Consider the following 16162-nt stretch of genomic DNA (forward strand, 5'->3'; position numbering starts at 1 on the left):
GCACTCCAAGGTTCTAGCGTGAGGGCCATGACGGTGATGGAGACCACGCTCGCCCCAGCCTCAGCCCCCGCCCCAGCCTCAGCCTCAGCCCCGGCCCCCGCCCCGGCCCCGGCTGACGGGACGGACCCCTGTCGTTCGGTACCCACCGGGTCGCCGCGCCCCGACGGCCAGGACCACTACACGATCAGCGAGGTCGTCGCCTTCACCGGCCTGACGGCACACACCCTGCGCTGGTACGAGCGAATCGGCCTGATGCCCCACATCGACCGCTCCCACACGGGCCAGCGCCGCTACCGCAACCCCGACCTGCGCTGGCTGGCCCTCGTCGGCAAACTCCGCCTGACCGGGATGCCCGTGGCCGACATGGTCCGCTACGCCGAACTGGTCCGCGAGGGCGAGCAGACCTTCGCCGAACGCCAGGAACTCCTCGAGCGGACCCGCCGCGACGTCCGCACGCGGATCGCGGAGCTGCAGGACACCCTCGCTGTCCTCGACCACAAGATAGACACGTACGCGGGCGCCCGCCGGGCGTCGGAAAGGCCCTGACACCACATGACGACCGAGAACATGACGACTGGGTCCGGGAGGACTGGGCCCGCGACGGCCGGGTCCGCGACGACTGGGTCCGCGACGACCGGTTCCGTGAGGACCGAGGGCATCGCGCGGGTGCGGCTCGGTACCGAGGGGCCCGAGGTCGGTGTCCAGGGCCTGGGATGCATGGGCATGAGCTTCGCCTACGGACCCACCGACGCCGACGAGGCCCGCGCCACCCTGGAACGCTCCCTGGAGCTGGGCGTCACCCTCTACGACACCGCGGACGTCTACGGCATGGGCGACAACGAGCGGTTCCTCGCTCCCTTCGTCAAGGCCCACCGCGACGAGATCGTCCTCGCGACCAAGTTCGCCCTGACCATCGATCCCGCCGACCCGACGAAGCGGATCATCGACAACACCCCCTCCTACATTCGCTCCAGCGTCGACGCCAGCTTGCGCCGCCTGGAAACCGACGTCATCGATCTCTACTACGTGCACCGCCGCAACCCCGACGTGCCCATCGAGGAGACGGTCGGCGTGCTGGCCGAACTCGTCGCCGCGGGCAAGGTCAAGCACCTGGGCCTGAGCGAGGTCACCGGCACCGAACTGCGCGCCGCCCACGCCGTCCACCCCATCACCGCCCTCCAGTCGGAATGGTCCCTCTTCAGCCGCGACATCGAGCGGGGCGTGGTCCGGGCCGCCGCCGACCTCGGCGTGGCCCTCGTGCCCTACTCGCCGCTCGGCCGCGGTTTCCTCACCGGCTCGTTCGTCAGCGCCGACAAGGAACTCGGCGAGGACGACTTCCGCCGCCAGCAGCCCCGCTTCACCGGCGCCAACGCCGCGGCCAACGCGGCCCTCCTCGCCCCCGTCCGCACCGTCGCCGACGCCCACGGCGCGAGCCTCGGCCAGATCGCCCTGGCTTGGGTGCAGCAGCGGGCCGCGGTCCACGGCCTCCCCGTCGTCCCGATCCCCGGCACCCGCAGGCGCGTCCGCGTCGAGGAGAACACCGCGGCCACCCGCATCACCCTCACCGAGGACCAACTCGCCCTCCTCGAACCGATCGCCGACGCCGTCGCGGGCGACCGCTACGCCGACATGACGTTCACCTCGGCGGCCCGGGAGAAGCAACTGGGGGTATAGGCCAGGTTCGAGCCTCGGCGGCCACGCGAGCCGCGGCGCTCACGCGAGCCCCAGTGCGAAGACCGCGAACCCGGCCGCCAGGAGCCCGGCCAGCGCCCGGCGCGCATGCGTCGCACGCTTCCACGGGGCCTCGAAGCCGCGGGCGTACCGGGCTATCAGCACCAGGAGCGCCGCGAAGACCGGAAGCCAGGCGACCCGTGCGGCTATCCAGCCGAGCGTGTCGGGCCCCGAGGTCAGCCCGGGCACCGTGCCGAGGAACGAGCCGGGGACGGCCGCGGCGAGGAGTGCCGTCTGGTGCCAGCACAGGATCGTCATCGCCGACAGGTTGATGACGACGACCGGAGCCCACAGGGCGGGCCTGCGCAGCAGCTTGCCGATGCGGTCCCGCAGCAGGATCGCGGCGCCGCTCTGCGCGGCGGCCAGGGCCAGGACGAGCAGCGACGGCGGATGGGAGTTCGTCCTGGCTTCGCCGGGGACACCGACCATCGAGGCCGGGTAGTGGAAGACGAGCAGCAGCGCGGCGAAGAGCGCCGTGCCCCCGGCGAGCAGCAGCCACGCGCCGCGTCTGCCCAGCTTCTTCTCGCTCCAGCACACGCCCAGTTGATAGGCGAACAGCCAGCCGGGCAGCAGGTTCAGCAGACTCAGCCAGGAAGGCATGGCGTCCGCGAACGGTCCATAGCGCAGGAAGTCCACGGCGGCCACCGACCCGAGCAGGGGCACCGCGGCCCAGCCCTTCATCCGCTCCGCGGCGCGTATGCACCACGGTGTGAGGGCCGTGATCACCGTATAGACGCCCACGAACCACAGGGGTTGGATGACGAGCGTCGACCCGGTGCGCAGTGTCGTGCCCGGCACTCCCATCGCGTACAGGATCGGGATCAGCGCGGCCCACACGGCCGTCACTCCGAGGACCGGTCGCCCCAGTCGCGCCAGGCGTGCGCGCAGCCAGCCGCCCGTGGACTCGCCGCGCGCCACCGCCCTGCGGTACGACAGCGTGGAGGCATAGCCGCCGACGAGGAAGAAGATGCCCAGCATCTGCAGCACCCAGCTGATGGGCGCGAAGAAGCCGAACGAGGCCAGCGGGCTCGCGTTGTGCAGCGCGCCCTGGGAGTCGAGGGTGAAGCCGCCCAGGAGCCAGTGTCCGGTCGGCACGGCGAGCAGCGCCAGCGCCCGCAGTCCGTCGATGGCCCGGTCACGGTGCGCGGGGGTCTTGGCGTCGACGGCGGACACGGCCGCGCGCAGTCCGCTCAGGGTGGGAAGGCTCATGTCCGCTCTCCGGTGGGTCGGGCGCCGATGGTGGACGGATCCGCGTCGGCGATGCGGGCGAAGGCCCGCAGGGAGTCGGTACCGGGGGCGAAGTACCCGGTGTGGCCCTCGGCCTTCTCGGCGGGGACGCGACGTGCGCCGAAGTCGGCGGCGGTCGGGTCCTCGCCGTGGCCGAGGCCGAACAGCTCGACGTTCGGGACCTTGCCTATCCAGTCGCTGTCGTCCTTGGCGGCCCAGACACGGGCGGTGGTGTGCAGATCGGTCACGCTGTCCGCACGCATGCCGGGGGAGCCGAGCACCACCAGGTCGGCCGCGGGCAGTTTCGGGGCGGCGAGGCCGCACACCACCGAGCCGTAGCTGTGGCAGAACACGGAGGGCCGCGGGGCGCCGACCGCTGTCAGGCCCTGCACGAAGCGGGCAAGGCGCGGGGCACCGGCCGCCGCGAGCCGCCCCGACGCCGCGTCGGGGCCGATGCCGACCGGTGTCGTGTATCCCACCCAGGCCACCACGGCGGTGCGCTCGTCCGTCGCGGCGCGCAGGGCCCGGCCCATGCCTGCCGGTGTGCCGTACGCGTCGTTGGCGCGGTCGAAGGTGCTCAGGTCGATGTCGGATCCCGGCACGACGACCGAGACGTGCTCCGCATGCGCCAAGTCGCCGTACACCTCGGCCACTTGGCCGCGCCCTCGCGGGTCGAATGCCAGTATCTGGCGGCCGGGCGCGAGCAGTTCCGTGTAGCGGGTGACCAGGGAGCGGGCCCGCTCGTGGTCCTGCAGGGTGAGGTCAGGGTCGGTCGAGCGGGCCTGCTCCCGGGCGCGCTCGGCCTTCAGGGAGCGGGAGTTGGCCTCGTACCGAAGGGCCGTGGGCACGCCGTCCAGATTGCCGACGACCGAGGGATGGCGTGCCACCAGCTCCTGACGCCGCGCGTCGCTCAACGCGTCGAAGAACGCGGCGACTCGGACGGGAGAAGCGGTCGCCGGGTCCGGAAGGCGCAGCCCCAGCGAGTGGTCCGCGCGCCAGGACGCGGTCCCGGGTGGCGGCCCGGTGAGCGGCTGCTGTTCGTTGCCGAGGGCCCAGCCCGCCGTGCCGGTCACGACTGTCGTGGTGAGGGCGGCGGCGACCAGTGCCCTCTTGCTCCGTGCTTTCCAGGACCGAAGCCGCATGGCTCGTCTCCCTCCCCGCTTCGTGGCGCGCTCTGGCTTGACGAAGGGAAAGGTAGGAAGACGGTGTGCGGCGGCACGTCACACCGAGGAGCCAACTCTCAGGTGATACCGGGGTATGCGGTGGTGATACCGAGGTAGGGGGTAAGGCGGGGGGAGAGAGCGGGAGAGCTACTGCTCGCCGGGGGTGACCAGGCCCGACTCATAGGAGAAGATCACAGCCTGGGCGCGGTCGCGCAGGTCCAACTTGTTGAGCACGCGGCCGATGTGGGTCTTGACCGTCTGCTCGGCCAGGACCAGCCGCTCGGCGATCTCCTGGTTGGACAGGCCGCGCGCGATCAGCACCAGTACCTCGGTCTCACGCGGTGTCAGACCGTTCAGCCGGAGCGACTGGTCCTGGCGGGGCGCTTGCCGCTGCTTCGCGAAGTCCGCGATCAGACGGCGGGTCACCGACGGGGCGAGCAGCGCCTCCCCGGACGCCACCACGCGCACGGCGGAGATCAGATCGGCGGGTGGCGCGTCCTTGAGCAGAAAGCCGGAGGCTCCGGCGCGCAGCGCCTCGTACACATAGTCGTCCACGTCGAAGGTGGTCAGCATGAGGACCTTCGGCAGGTGCACCACGCCAGGCGGTGGGTTCAACACGGCGCGGGCCGCGGCCAGTCCGTCCATCTCCGGCATCCGGACGTCCATCAGGACGACGTCGGGATGGGTGCTTCGGCTGACTTCGACGCCCAGCTTGCCGTTCGGTGCCTCGCCCACGACGTCGATGTCGCTCTGTGCCGCCAACAAGGCGGCGAATCCCGCCCGCACCATGGCCTGGTCGTCGACGATGATCACGCGGATGGTCATGCGCTGCCGGAGTCCTTCGGGAGGAGGGGGAGTCGGGCGGCCACGCGGAAGCCGCCGTCGGACAGCGGTCCTACATCGACTGTGCCACCGACCAACCGTACGCGTTCGCGCATGCCGACGAGACCGTGTCCCGTGCCGCCGCTCTCCAACGGGGCGGATGGCGCCGTGGGCGGGCCGTTGACCACGAGGATCAGCAGGTACTCGTCGTCGAGGCTGAGTGTGATCTCGGTACGGGCGCCCGGCGCGTGACGCATCACGTTCGACAGGGCTTCCTGCACGATGCGGTACGCGGACAGGTCGACGGCCGGTGTGACCTTGGCCAGGTGGGTGAGCAGGGCCAGTTCGGGACGTGACAGATCGATCGGTACGCCCGCCCGCACCGTGGCCTCGACCAGGTGCGGCAGGCGGTCGAGGCCGGGCTGGGGCGCCCGCTCGCCGTCCACGCCCTCGCTGCGCAGGACCGCGAGCAGTCGGCGCATCTCGGTGAGGGACTCCCGGGCGCTCGCCGCTATGCTCCCGAACTCCTCGCGTGCCGCGTCAGGGAGGCCGTCGAGCCGGTAGGGCGCGGAGTCCGCCTGGACCGTGATCACCGACATATGGTGGGCGACGACGTCGTGCAACTCCCGGGCGATACGGGCCCGTTCCTCAAGGAGCGTGCGCTGGGCGCGCTCGGCCTCGCTGATGGTCTCCTGCTCGACGAGCCTGCGCCGGGCGTCCCCGCGCTCGCGCAGCAGCGTGCCGAGCAGCAGCACGGCGCCGCTGAGCACCATCAGCAGCACGCCGGTGTCCTGACTGTCCTCCCCGCTGAACGGTCCGAGCAGGAATCCGGTGACGGCGGTGACCAGCCAGATCCCGAGGAGCGTGCGGCGGCTCTCGCGCAGCGAAAGGGCGCAGCACAGGACCACGTACCCCACGATGATCATGGGGGTCCAGGGTGCGGGGCGGTCGGCGTCCGCGGACAGTGTCGCGATCGCCCCGCAGACGTCCGCGACGATCACGATCCACCACGCGGGCAGCGGCCGGGTGACCGCGAGCAGCAGCGGGGCGGACTGGGCGACCGCGAGGCCACCGGCCAAGCCGCCGTTCACGCCGTAGTCGTGCGTCAGCACTTGGACGGTGACCGGGATGAGCACGACGACGAAACTCAGCGCGACCACGTAGGGCAGCATGCGCACCCAGCGTTTGGGCGCGCCCGCGAGGAATGGCTCGGTCGAATTCGCGGGCGTCGCGAGCGAGCTTCCGGCCGCCCGCAAGCCGTTGATGACGGCCGCGACCGCACGCCGCAGGGTGGGCCCGCGGCCGCCCGGCTCGTAGTCGGGTCGGCGCGGGTACTGGTCAGGTGGTGGTGTCGATGCGCTGCTCATGGCCTGTTCAGGGTAGGCATGAAGCCACCCTCGTGCCGTCATACCGGGGAGCTGGACCGCACCTCATACCCAGGTATCACCCGTGGCTCGCGATGCCCAGGCATCACGCACGGCCCCCGGCGCCGCCGTGCGGGTCCGCTCAGAGTTCCCCTCACAGTCCCCCTCACAACTCCGCGAGCAGCTCGGCCTTCTTCGCCGTGAATTCCTCGTCGGTGATCAGGCCCGCCTGGTGCAGCTCGCCCAGGTGCCTGATGCGCTCGGCGATGTCCGCGGGATCGCGCCGGACGGCCGGTGCGGCCGCCGCGCTCGGGGCGACGCCGCCCTCGGGCGTCAGCAGCGCGGGGCCCGAGGCTCGCACCGCCGCGAGGACCGACGCGGCGAACGGCAGCGACTCGTGGACCGGGCCGTAGCCGAGTCCGAACACCACGGCCGCCGGATCCTGGTCCGCCTGGCCCGGTCGGGCCACGCCAGCGTCACGGTGCAGCAGCCGCAGATGCCCCTCGAAGACCTCCGGGGAGCGCCACTCGATGCCGCACAGGTCGGTGATCGGGAAGCTCTGGTCGCCGGCCTTCCACTTCGCCGACGACGCACCCGTCCAGAACCACCGGAAGGACACGAGCTTGCCGTCGAAGGAGGCTTTCCCGTCGTACGCCTTGAACTGCAGGGGAGCCTCGGGCGCGGCCACCAGATAGCGATCGGTCGGCTCGCCGTCGGCCGAGGTGAGCTGGGCCCGCAGTTCGTCCGCGTAGTACTCGGCGAGCGTCTCCCGCTCGGCGGGCAGCACCAGGCGGTACGGGTCGCAGCCGTCCTTGAGCTGGCCCGCGGCGGCCTCCATCAGAGGATCCGCGCCCGGTCTCGGCACGGCATGCAGAACGACGGTCCCGCGCTTCCCCGGGGAGAGTGTCACCGCCGCGATCGCCTCATGCGGGATACGCCGCTCACCGAGCGCCTGGAAGAGCTTCGGTGTGCGGATCCCCCGTTCGAAGCGGATGAGCACGGAGTCTGACTCGAACTCCCAGGCGGCATGAAATCCGGCCAGTACGTCACCCATGCGGCTCATCGTAGGCGGCACGCGCGCCTCCGTCCCTCCTGCGGCGGGCCGCTGTTTCATCGATTTCTACGCGCGTCAGGCCACCGCGCTGTCGGAAATGCCCTTCCGACAGCCGGCGTCCCCGCTCGCGCACCGCACTCCGTGGTACGAACCAGTGCCGATTTCGGCGAAGTTGCGCAGGCTCTCCGTGCCCGGCTCGAAATAGCCCGTGTGCCCCACGGCGCCCGCCGCCGACAGCACCCGCGCACCGAAGCCGCCGGACACCGGGTCGGCACCGTGGCCGAGTCCGCCGACCTCCATGTACGGCACATCCTGAATCCAGTCGTCGCTGTCCCGGGTGGCCCAGATCCGGGCCCCCGTACCCAACTGCCCCGCCCTGTCGGCTCGCATGCCGGGGCTGCCCGCGACCGCTATGTCACTGACGCGGGAGGGCAGCCGACGCGCGGCCACGCCGCACACCACGGAGCCGTAGCTGTGGCAGTACAGCGCCACCGGGGCCTTCCCCGGCAGGCCCCGCACCATGGAGTCGAGGCGGACGGCACCGTCCTCGGCGCGCATGGCCGTGGCGGCGTCCACCCCGATGCCGACGGGCGCGGTGTAGTCGGCCCAGGCGATCACGGCGGTACGCGCGCGTGGCTTCGCCGAGCGCTCCGCGCGGTAGAGCGCCTTCGCCATGCCCACCGGAGCCGAGTACTTGCGAAACGTGCGCTCGAAGGTCAACACGTTCGTGTCGACGCCGGGCACCACGACGGAGACCCGCTGGGCCTTGTCGAGGTCTCCGAAGACCTCGGCCATGCGACCGGAGCCCATGGGATCGAAGGCGATGACGTGCCGTCCGGGGCGCATCATGACCCCGAACCGCTTCATCCTGCGCTCGGCCTCCTGCTTCCCCACGGGGGAGAGGCGTTTGTCGTGCATGCGCTCCCGCTCGACCTTGCGGGCCTGCCCCAGGGCGATGTGGTTCGCGCGATAGCGCAGCGTGGCGGGCGCGCCGTTCATGTTGCCGACCGCGAGGGGATAGCGGGCGGCGAGACGGTCGCGCTGCTGTCCGTCGAGCGAGGCGAAGAAGTGGCTGAGGCGACCTGCGGAGGAGTCCGGGTCCGGCAGCGCGTGCCCGTCTATGCTCCCTCGCTCCCACGCGGAGAGCGCGGCTTGGAGAGGGGACGCGTCACCTCTGTTGTGACGCACGGCGGTCCAGCCCGTCGTCGCCAGCATGACGAACACGACGGCGAGCGCAAGCAATGCGCGCCATACGCTGAGTTGGGGGGATGAGTCGAAGGAAGTCACTGCGGAACACCCTAGGAGAACCGTGATGCCTACCGTGCATCGCGTGAGGTAGATCACGTTTCTAGAGGGGTAATTGAGGCAAAGCGGGCACATCTTGAGTGTTTTCGTCACGCTACGTAGACACCGCGTACGCGCGGCGCAATAGGGGTGAGAGTCACTGAAAGTGCGTGTGTAATCGCTCAACGTGTTTGTGGATTCCGAGTGTTGGACCTCTGGAAATGTCGTCGAGCCATCGCCGCTCACGTCTGCCGCGTACGCCTACGGAGTGCGCCAGTCCTCCGCCAGTGCGGGCCCCAGGTGGTCGAGATGTTCTTCGGTGAGCGCGCGGATCGAATCCACGCTGAGGTCCTCGCCCGCACCCCACAGGCGCCCCGTGACGCGCATGACTCCGCCGAACGCGGCGACCGCCACGCGCGGTCGTGGATCGGAGTCCACGTCGAGCCCCTCGCGCTCGGCGATCAGGTGGGCGATCTCTTCCTCCATCTCGATGGAGCGGCGCAGATGGGCCGCGAGCAAGGCGGGGGTCGACTCGATCATCTGGTAGGTGCGCATGTGGAGTTCGACCGGGACGACCTCCTCGACGGACTGTCCCAGTACCTCCCAGGCGCCGAGCATGGCGCCGCGCATCGCCGTGAACGGCGCCTCGTCGGCGGGTCGTTCGCGCAGCGCCTGGATGAATCGCGCCTCCACCATGTGCTGCACGGCGAAGGCGGCCTCCTCCTTGTTGGTGAAGTGCCGGAAGAACGTGCGCTGGGAGACGTCGACGGCCTCGGCGATCTCGTCGACGGTGGTCTCCTCGTACCCCTTGGTCGTGAAGAGTTCGAGCGCCGCGCGCAGAAGCGCGTCCCGGGTGCGCTGCTTCTTGAGCTCGCGCAGGCCCGGCTTCGAGGGCTCGCCGGATGCGTCCTCGGCGCCTTCCGCTCGCGGTTCCGCGAGGGCTGCTACTGGCTGCTCGGTTTTCACGCCATGGTCCTCTTTTCTGCCTATTTGCCCAGCTCGCCATACCTGTGAGCTACATGACAGCTACCGACTTGTGAAATTGTTTGTCAACTGTCAGTCGCTGTCATTAGCCTCGTCGCATGACTAGTCAGACCACCGTCGACAAGGCGGACAAGGCGCCGGAGCCCGCCTCGGTTCCGGCCCCGGCCAAGGGGCTTCGCGGCCACCCCTGGCTGACGCTCTTCTCCGTCGCGATCGGCGTGATGATGGTCGCCTTGGACGGCACCATCGTGGCGATCGCCAACCCGGCCATCCAGAAGGATCTCGGCGCCTCGCTCGCGGACGTCCAGTGGATCACCAACGGCTACCTCCTCGCGCTGGCCGTCGCGCTCATTACGGCGGGCAAGCTCGGTGACCGCTTCGGCCACCGGCAGACGTTCCTCATAGGCGTCATCGGCTTCGCCGCCGCCTCCGGTGCCATCGGCGTCTCCGGGAGCGTGTCCCTGGTCATCGCCTTCCGTGTCCTCCAGGGCCTGTTCGGCGCGCTCCTGATGCCGGCCGCGCTCGGTCTGCTGCGGGCCACCTTCCCCGCCGAGAAGCTGAACATGGCCATCGGCATCTGGGGCATGGTCATCGGTGCCTCCACGGCGGGCGGCCCGATCCTCGGTGGTGTGCTGGTCGAGCACGTCAGCTGGCAGTCGGTGTTCTTCATCAATGTGCCGGTCGGCATCATCGCCGTGGTCTTCGGCCTGGTGATCCTCAAGGACCACCGCGCGGAGAACGCGCCGCGGTCCTTCGACATCCCCGGCATCATCCTGCTCTCCGGCGCGATGTTCTCCCTCATCTGGGCGCTCATCAAGGCGGGTGACTCCTGGGGTTGGGGCAGTGGCAAGACCTTGGCGTTCCTGGGCGCCGCCGTCGTGCTCTTCGCGGTCTTCGCCGTCTGGGAGACCAAGGTCAAGGAACCGCTCATTCCGCTGGGCCTGTTCCGTTCCGTGCCGCTCTCCGCGGGCACGGTGCTGATGGTGCTGATGGCCTTCGCCTTCATGGGCGGGCTGTTCTTCGTCACCTTCTACCTGCAGAACGTGCACAACATGAGCCCGGTCGACAGCGGCCTGCACCTCCTGCCGCTGACGGCCATGATGATCATCTCGTCGCCGATCGCGGGCGCGCTGATCACGAAGTTCGGCCCACGGGTGCCCCTGGTGGGCGGCATGGTGCTCACGACCGTCTCGATGTTCGGCATGACCACCCTGACGACCGAGAGCGGCACGCCGGCGATGTCGCTCTGGTTCGCCCTGCTCGGTCTGGGCCTGGCTCCGGTCATGGTCGGCGCCACCGAGGTCATCGTGGGCAACGCCCCGCTGGAGCTCTCCGGTGTCGCGGGCGGTCTCCAGCAGGCAGGCATGCAGGTCGGCGGCAGCCTCGGCACCGCGGTGCTCGGCGCCGTCATGTCCAACAAGGTCAACTCCGAGCTGGCGGGCAACTGGAAGGAGGCCGGGCTGCCGGACGCGCCGCCGCCGGGGCTGGACAAGGCCGCCGCGATCGGCGCGGTGCCCGAGCAGGTGGCCAAGGCCCCGAACATGAACCCCGGCGTCCTCGCCAAGATCACGGACACGATCCACGACACGTTCATGTCGGGCATGGGCCTCGCCTTCACCGTCGCGGGCGTCGTCGCCGTCATCGCGGCCTTCGTCGCCGTGCTGACCAAGCGGGGCGCCAACGCCGACGCGGGTGCGGGCGTCGGGCACATCTAGGTCTCATCCGGGCCTCTTCGGGGCCCGTTTCAGGGATAACCCCTCAGGGACAACCTGGGGGGTTTTCGCCTATCCGGGTGACGCACATTCGTACCCCTTCCGATGGCGCGGTCGGTCGGTCCACAGTGCAGACATGGCGATCCGCACGACGCGGACAACTGAGCCATACGACACGGGGGTTGAATCCAGATGCGTACGACCATGCCCGCAGCCGCCACGACCGTCGCGGTCGCCGCACTCGCCGCGGCGATCCTGACACCCGCGCACGCCGGGGCCGCGGCTCCGCCCACGCGCACCGGGGCCGCGGCCCCGCCGACGCACGCCGAAGCCGTGGCCCCGCCGAGGCTCACAGGATGCGGACCCGGCGAGCTCTGCCTCTGGGAGAAGGCGGGGTTCGAGGGCGTTCGGCAGACCTATGAGCTCTCCGACATCGACATCGAGAGCTGCGTCGCGCTGCCGGAGGGGGGCAGCGCGGAGGCGCTCGCGAATCGCACGGGTCGGCCCGTCACCGTGTACCAGTCGGCGGAATGCGCCGAGACCGGCGAGTTCAACACCTATCCAGGGAGCGGCACCTGGGCGCCCGAATCCCCTTATCGCGTACGGGCTTTCAAGGTCTGGGAAAGCTGAATGGGGGTACTCGCGGAGCCGAGCCCGAACGGGCCGACTCGAAGGAGTGATGATGGCGGGCTTCGGACACACCACGCGCAAGCACCCCCGCTCACGCGGCCGTACGTGGTCGCGGACCGGGCCGGACCGCGCGACGCTCGGGATCGTCGGAGCCATCTGCGCGGTCGCTGGATTCTTCGTGCTGGGGATCGTCCTCGGCCCCATGGCGATCGTCTGCGGCTGGCTCGGCATGGGCCGTAGCTGGACCGGCGCCCGCCCGGTGCCGGCCCTCATAGCCCTGGTCCTCGGCGCGATCGACACCGTACTCGCGCTGATATGGATAGCCGGGGTGACCACCATGAACGGCATGTTCTGACCGGAGTTCCGATCCGGATTCCGACGCGGATTCCGACCTGGATCCCGACCAGGGTCAGGACACCCCCGTCCCGCCGAGGGCCTCTGTCCCCGCGACAGCGGACCCGGCGGGAGCGGGCCCGGGCACCACACCCGGCTCCAAGCCCGGCTCCAAGTCCGATTCCAACCCCGGCTCCAACGAACCCGACAAAGCCGACACTTGGGCGCGCAGCGCCTTCACCTCCGCCGTCAGCTCCTCGATCGCAGCCGTCTGACGCCGCTCCTCGACGTCGTCCTTCTCGAAGCGGGCGATGAACCAGGCGGCGATGTTCGCGGTGACGACACCGAGGAGCGCGATGCCGGACAGCATCAGGCCGACGGCGATCACCCGGCCGAGCCCGGTCGTGGGCGCGTGGTCGCCGTAGCCGACGGTCGTCATCGTGGTGAAGGACCACCAGACCGCGTCACCCAGCGTCTTGATGTTCCCGTTCGGTGAATCGCGCTCCACCGAGAGCACCGCCAGGGAACCGAACATCAACAGGCCCACCACCGAGCCCGCGACATACGTCGTCAGCCGTATCTGCGACGCCATCCGGGCCCGTCGGCCGACCAGCATCAGCGTGGAGACGAGCCGCAGCAACCGCAGCGGCTGCAGCATCGGAAGGATCACGGCGACCAGGTCCAGCCAGTGGGTGCGGACGAAGCGTCTGCGGTGATCGGTCAGGAGGAGGCGTACGAGGTAGTCCAGCGCGAACGAAGCCCAGACGAACCACTCCACCGCCGTGCAGGTTCTGGTGACGGTCCTGCTCGCGTCGGGCACCACGATCGGCACGGCGTAGGCGACGGCGAACGCCACCGCGAGCGCGAGGAGCGGACGTTGGGTGCGGCGCTCCCAGCGAATCTGTGCCGGTTGTTCCTTCATGGCCGCATCGTAGGAAACGCCAGAGGGCGACGGGACCTGTGGCCCGCCGCCCTCAGGAGGAGACGTGTGCTGAGTGCCCGGCGTGGGTGCCCGGCGTGTGCGTTCCGCCCCTACGCGTCGCCCCCGGCAGCACCCGGGTCGGCGGCCGTGACGTCGAGGAGCTGGTAGCGGTCGATCGCCTGCTTCAGGACGGAGCGGTCGACCTTGCCCTCGCGGGCCAGTTCGGTCAGCACGCCGACCACGATCGACTGCGCGTCGATGTGGAAGAAGCGGCGGGCCGCACCGCGGGTGTCCGCGAAGCCGAAGCCGTCCGCGCCCAGCGACTGGTACGTGCCGGGCACCCAGCGGGAGATCTGGTCGGGGACGCTCCGCATCCAGTCGGAGACGGCCACGAACGGGCCCTCGGCGCCGGACAGCTTCTGCGTGACGTACGGGACGCGCTGCTCCTCCTCGGGGTGCAGGAGGTTGTGGCGCTCCACGTCGACGGCCTCGCGGCGCAGTTCGTTCCAGGAGGTCGCCGACCAGACGTCCGCCTTGACGTTCCACTCCGACGCGAGGATCTGCTGCGCCTCGACCGCCCACGGCACCGCTACGCCGGACGCGAGGATCTGGGCCGAAATGGCGCCCTGCTCACCGGACTTGAAGCGGTAGATGCCCTTGAGGATGCCGTCGACGTCCACGTCGGCGGGCTCGGCAGGGTGCTGGATCGGCTCGTTGTAGACGGTGAGGTAGTAGAAGACGTCCTCACTGTCGGGGCCGTACATCCGGCGCAGGCCGTCCTTGACGATGTGCGCGATCTCGTAGCCGAAGGCGGGGTCGTAGGCGACACAGCCAGGGTTGGTCGAGGCGAGCAGCTGGGAGTGCCCGTCCGCGTGCTGCAGGCCCTCGCCGGTCAAGGTCGTGCGCCCAGCGGTCGCGCCCAGGACGAAACCGCGCGCCAGCTGGTCGGCCATCTGCCAGAACTGGTCGCCGGTGCGCTGGAAACCGAACATCGAGTAGAAGACGTACACCGGGATCAAGGGCTCGCCATGGGTGGCGTAGGCCGAACCGGCGGCGATGAGGGACGCCGTGCAGCCCGCCTCCGAGATGCCGTCGTGCAGCATCTGGCCCGTCGGCGACTCCTTGTAGGCGAGGAGCAGGTCGCGGTCCACGGCCTCGTACTGCTGGCCGAGCGGGTTGTAGATCTTCGCGCTCGGGAAGAACGCGTCCATGCCGAAGGTGCGGTACTCGTCGGGGGCGATCAGCACGAAGCGCTTGCCGATCTCCTTGTCCCGCATGAGGTCCTTCAGGATGCGGACGAACGCCATGGTGGTGGCGATCGACTGCTGGCCCGAGCCCTTCTTCGCGGTCGCGTACGTCTTGTCCTCGGGGAGCTGGAGCGGCTTGGAGCGCACCACGCGGGTCGGGACGTAGCCGCCGAGACCCTTGCGGCGGTCGTGCATGTACTGGATCTCTTCGGAGTCGCGGCCCGGGTGGTAGTACGGCGGGGCGCCGTCCTCCAGCTGCTTGTCCGTGATCGGGATGTGCAGACGGTCGCGGAAGCCCTTGAGGTCGTCGACCGTCAGCTTCTTCATCTGGTGCGTGGCGTTGCGGCCCTCGAAGTTCGGGCCGAGGGTCCAGCCCTTGACCGTCTGGGCGAGGATCACGGTCGGCTGGCCCTTGTGGGCCTTGGCCGCCGCGAACGCCGCGTAGACCTTCTTGTGGTCGTGACCGCCGCGGCCCAGGTGCAGGATCTGCTCGTCGGTCATGCCCTCGACCATGGCGCGCAGGCGCTGGTCGTCGCCGAAGAAGTGGTCGCGGATGTACGCGCCGGTCTCGGTGGCGTAGGTCTGGAACTGGCCGTCGGGCGTGGTGTTCAGCTTGTTCACCAGGAGGCCGTCGCGGTCCTGGGCGAGCAGCGGGTCCCAACTGCGGTCCCAGACCAGCTTGATGACGTTCCAGCCGGCGCCGCGGAACTGCGACTCCAGCTCCTGGATGATCTTGCCGTTGCCGCGCACCGGGCCGTCCAGGCGCTGCAGGTTGCAGTTGACGACGAAGGTGAGGTTGTCCAGGCCCTCGCGGGCGGCGATGGAGAGCTGGCCGAGCGACTCGGGCTCGTCCATCTCGCCGTCGCCGAGGAACGCCCAGACGTGCGACTTGGAGGTGTCGGCGATGTCGCGCGCCGCCATGTAGCGGTTCATCCGCGCCTGGAAGATCGCGCCGAGCGGGCCGAGGCCCATGGAGACGGTCGGGAACTCCCAGAAGTCCGGCATCAGGCGCGGGTGCGGGTACGACGAGAGGCCGTTGGGCGCCTTGGACTTCTCCTGCCGGAACGCGTCGAGCTGCTGCTCGGAGAGTCGGTCGAGGAGGAAGGCGCGGGCGTAGATGCCGGGGGACGCGTGCCCCTGGAAGAAGATCTGGTCGCCGCCGTCGCCCTCGTCCTTGCCCCGGAAGAAGTGGTTGAAGCCCACGTCGTAGAGCGAGGCGGAGGAGGCGAAGGTGGCGATGTGACCGCCGACCCCGATGCCGGGGCGCTGGGCGCGGGAGACCATCACCGCGGCGTTCCAGCGGGTCGCGTTCAGGACCTTGCGCTCGATCTCCTCGTTTCCGGGGAAGAACGGCTCGTCCTTGGTGGCGATCGTGTTGACGTAGTCGGTACTGCGCATCTCGGGCACGGCGACGCGCTTCTCCCGCGCGCGCTCGATCAGCCGGAGCATCAGGTAGCGGGCCCGCTCGCGGCCGCGTTCGTCGACGGCGGCATCGAGGGAGTCGAGCCACTCCTGGGTCTCTTCGGGATCGAAGTCCGGGACCTGACTCGGCAGGCCGCCAATGATGATCGGGTTGCGATCGGAGCCGGAAGCCACGCTGTTCCTTCGCTGTTGAGGGCCTTCGCCTGGGTTCTGCCTGGCCGTGCGCCGTTTCCCCCATCGTGGACCGCATGGGCGCAAACGTCATCT

The 16162-nt window shown here is 69.9% G+C and carries 14 protein-coding genes; 5 read left to right on the plus strand and 9 right to left on the minus strand.

All coding sequences use genetic code 11. The features are described 5' to 3' along the window. Nucleotides 1–27: 27 nt before the first annotated feature. Together CP970_RS30055 and CP970_RS30060 are read left to right on the plus strand one after the other, a co-directional pair. On the plus strand, nt 28–546 hold the full coding sequence (locus CP970_RS30055; RefSeq protein WP_150494173.1) for a MerR family transcriptional regulator: 519 nt from the start codon (nt 28–30) through the stop codon (nt 544–546). A gap of 171 nt (nt 547–717) precedes the next feature. Continuing rightward, nucleotides 718–1674, plus strand: coding sequence for an aldo/keto reductase (locus CP970_RS30060; protein ID WP_224059318.1), 957 nt, complete (start codon nt 718–720; stop codon nt 1672–1674). 39 nt (nt 1675–1713) lie between these two features. On the opposite strand, the gene CP970_RS30065 is transcribed toward CP970_RS30060, so the two are convergent. From CP970_RS30065 to CP970_RS30095, 7 genes are all read right to left on the minus strand, one after another. Next, on the minus strand, nt 1714–2940 hold the full coding sequence (locus tag CP970_RS30065) for an acyltransferase family protein (RefSeq protein ID WP_055551792.1): 1227 nt from the start codon (nt 2938–2940) through the stop codon (nt 1714–1716). Then, nucleotides 2937–4100 carry an alpha/beta hydrolase gene (locus CP970_RS30070; protein WP_055551794.1) on the minus strand — a complete coding sequence of 388 codons (1164 nt, stop codon included), beginning with the start codon at nt 4098–4100 and terminating at the stop codon, nt 2937–2939. The genes CP970_RS30065 and CP970_RS30070 overlap by 4 nt, the downstream gene beginning before the upstream one ends. A 168-nt stretch (nt 4101–4268) precedes the next feature. Beyond that, complete coding sequence (locus CP970_RS30075; protein ID WP_055551796.1) at nt 4269–4946, minus strand: response regulator; 678 nt, start codon at nt 4944–4946, stop codon at nt 4269–4271. Then, a complete protein-coding gene (locus CP970_RS30080) occupies nt 4943–6310 on the minus strand; it encodes a sensor histidine kinase (protein ID WP_224058826.1) in 1368 nt (455 codons plus the stop codon). The genes CP970_RS30075 and CP970_RS30080 overlap by 4 nt, the downstream gene beginning before the upstream one ends. A gap of 163 nt (nt 6311–6473) precedes the next feature. Then, a complete protein-coding gene (locus tag CP970_RS30085; protein ID WP_191094970.1) occupies nt 6474–7361 on the minus strand; it encodes a DUF4429 domain-containing protein in 888 nt (295 codons plus the stop codon). Between the two features lie 75 nt (nt 7362–7436). Further along, nucleotides 7437–8648, minus strand: coding sequence for an alpha/beta hydrolase (locus tag CP970_RS30090; RefSeq protein ID WP_055551804.1), 1212 nt, complete (start codon nt 8646–8648; stop codon nt 7437–7439). A 258-nt stretch (nt 8649–8906) separates the two neighbouring features. Continuing rightward, a complete protein-coding gene (locus CP970_RS30095) occupies nt 8907–9524 on the minus strand; it encodes a TetR/AcrR family transcriptional regulator (RefSeq protein ID WP_055551821.1) in 618 nt (205 codons plus the stop codon). A 203-nt stretch (nt 9525–9727) separates the two neighbouring features. Here CP970_RS30095 and CP970_RS30100 point away from each other — a divergent pair, with 203 nt between their 5' ends. From CP970_RS30100 to CP970_RS30110, 3 genes are all read left to right on the plus strand, one after another. Next, complete coding sequence (locus CP970_RS30100) at nt 9728–11344, plus strand: MFS transporter (protein WP_055551806.1); 1617 nt, start codon at nt 9728–9730, stop codon at nt 11342–11344. 189 nt (nt 11345–11533) lie between these two features. After that, nucleotides 11534–11971, plus strand: a complete 438-nt coding sequence (locus CP970_RS30105; protein ID WP_055551808.1) for a peptidase inhibitor family I36 protein — start codon at nt 11534–11536, stop codon at nt 11969–11971. A 49-nt stretch (nt 11972–12020) separates the two neighbouring features. Continuing rightward, nucleotides 12021–12326, plus strand: coding sequence for a hypothetical protein (locus tag CP970_RS30110; RefSeq protein WP_055551811.1), 306 nt, complete (start codon nt 12021–12023; stop codon nt 12324–12326). A 54-nt stretch (nt 12327–12380) separates the two neighbouring features. Here CP970_RS30110 and CP970_RS30115 read toward each other — a convergent pair whose 3' ends face one another. Next, complete coding sequence (locus CP970_RS30115) at nt 12381–13226, minus strand: potassium channel family protein (protein WP_055551813.1); 846 nt, start codon at nt 13224–13226, stop codon at nt 12381–12383. A 110-nt stretch (nt 13227–13336) separates the two neighbouring features. Next, on the minus strand, nt 13337–16069 hold the full coding sequence (gene aceE, locus CP970_RS30120; RefSeq protein ID WP_055551816.1) for a pyruvate dehydrogenase (acetyl-transferring), homodimeric type: 2733 nt from the start codon (nt 16067–16069) through the stop codon (nt 13337–13339). Nucleotides 16070–16162 lie beyond the last annotated feature (93 nt).

It is taken from the genome of Streptomyces kanamyceticus, from assembly GCF_008704495.1.
GTDB lineage: Bacteria > Actinomycetota > Actinomycetes > Streptomycetales > Streptomycetaceae > Streptomyces > Streptomyces kanamyceticus.

Bases quoted from the DNA above. Each gene is read 5' to 3' on its own strand.
- CP970_RS30055 (WP_150494173.1), top strand. From the start codon at position 28: ATGACGGTGATGGAGACCACGCTCGCCCCAGCCTCAGCCCCCGCCCCA.
- CP970_RS30060 (WP_224059318.1), top strand. From the start codon at position 718: ATGGGCATGAGCTTCGCCTACGGACCCACCGACGCCGACGAGGCCCGC.
- CP970_RS30065 (WP_055551792.1), bottom strand. From the start codon at position 2,940: ATGAGCCTTCCCACCCTGAGCGGACTGCGCGCGGCCGTGTCCGCCGTC.
- CP970_RS30070 (WP_055551794.1), bottom strand. From the start codon at position 4,100: ATGCGGCTTCGGTCCTGGAAAGCACGGAGCAAGAGGGCACTGGTCGCC.
- CP970_RS30075 (WP_055551796.1), bottom strand. From the start codon at position 4,946: ATGACCATCCGCGTGATCATCGTCGACGACCAGGCCATGGTGCGGGCG.
- CP970_RS30080 (WP_224058826.1), bottom strand. From the start codon at position 6,310: ATGAGCAGCGCATCGACACCACCACCTGACCAGTACCCGCGCCGACCC.
- CP970_RS30085 (WP_191094970.1), bottom strand. From the start codon at position 7,361: ATGGGTGACGTACTGGCCGGATTTCATGCCGCCTGGGAGTTCGAGTCA.
- CP970_RS30100 (WP_055551806.1), top strand. From the start codon at position 9,728: ATGACTAGTCAGACCACCGTCGACAAGGCGGACAAGGCGCCGGAGCCC.
- CP970_RS30105 (WP_055551808.1), top strand. From the start codon at position 11,534: ATGCGTACGACCATGCCCGCAGCCGCCACGACCGTCGCGGTCGCCGCA.
- CP970_RS30110 (WP_055551811.1), top strand. From the start codon at position 12,021: ATGATGGCGGGCTTCGGACACACCACGCGCAAGCACCCCCGCTCACGC.
- CP970_RS30115 (WP_055551813.1), bottom strand. From the start codon at position 13,226: ATGAAGGAACAACCGGCACAGATTCGCTGGGAGCGCCGCACCCAACGT.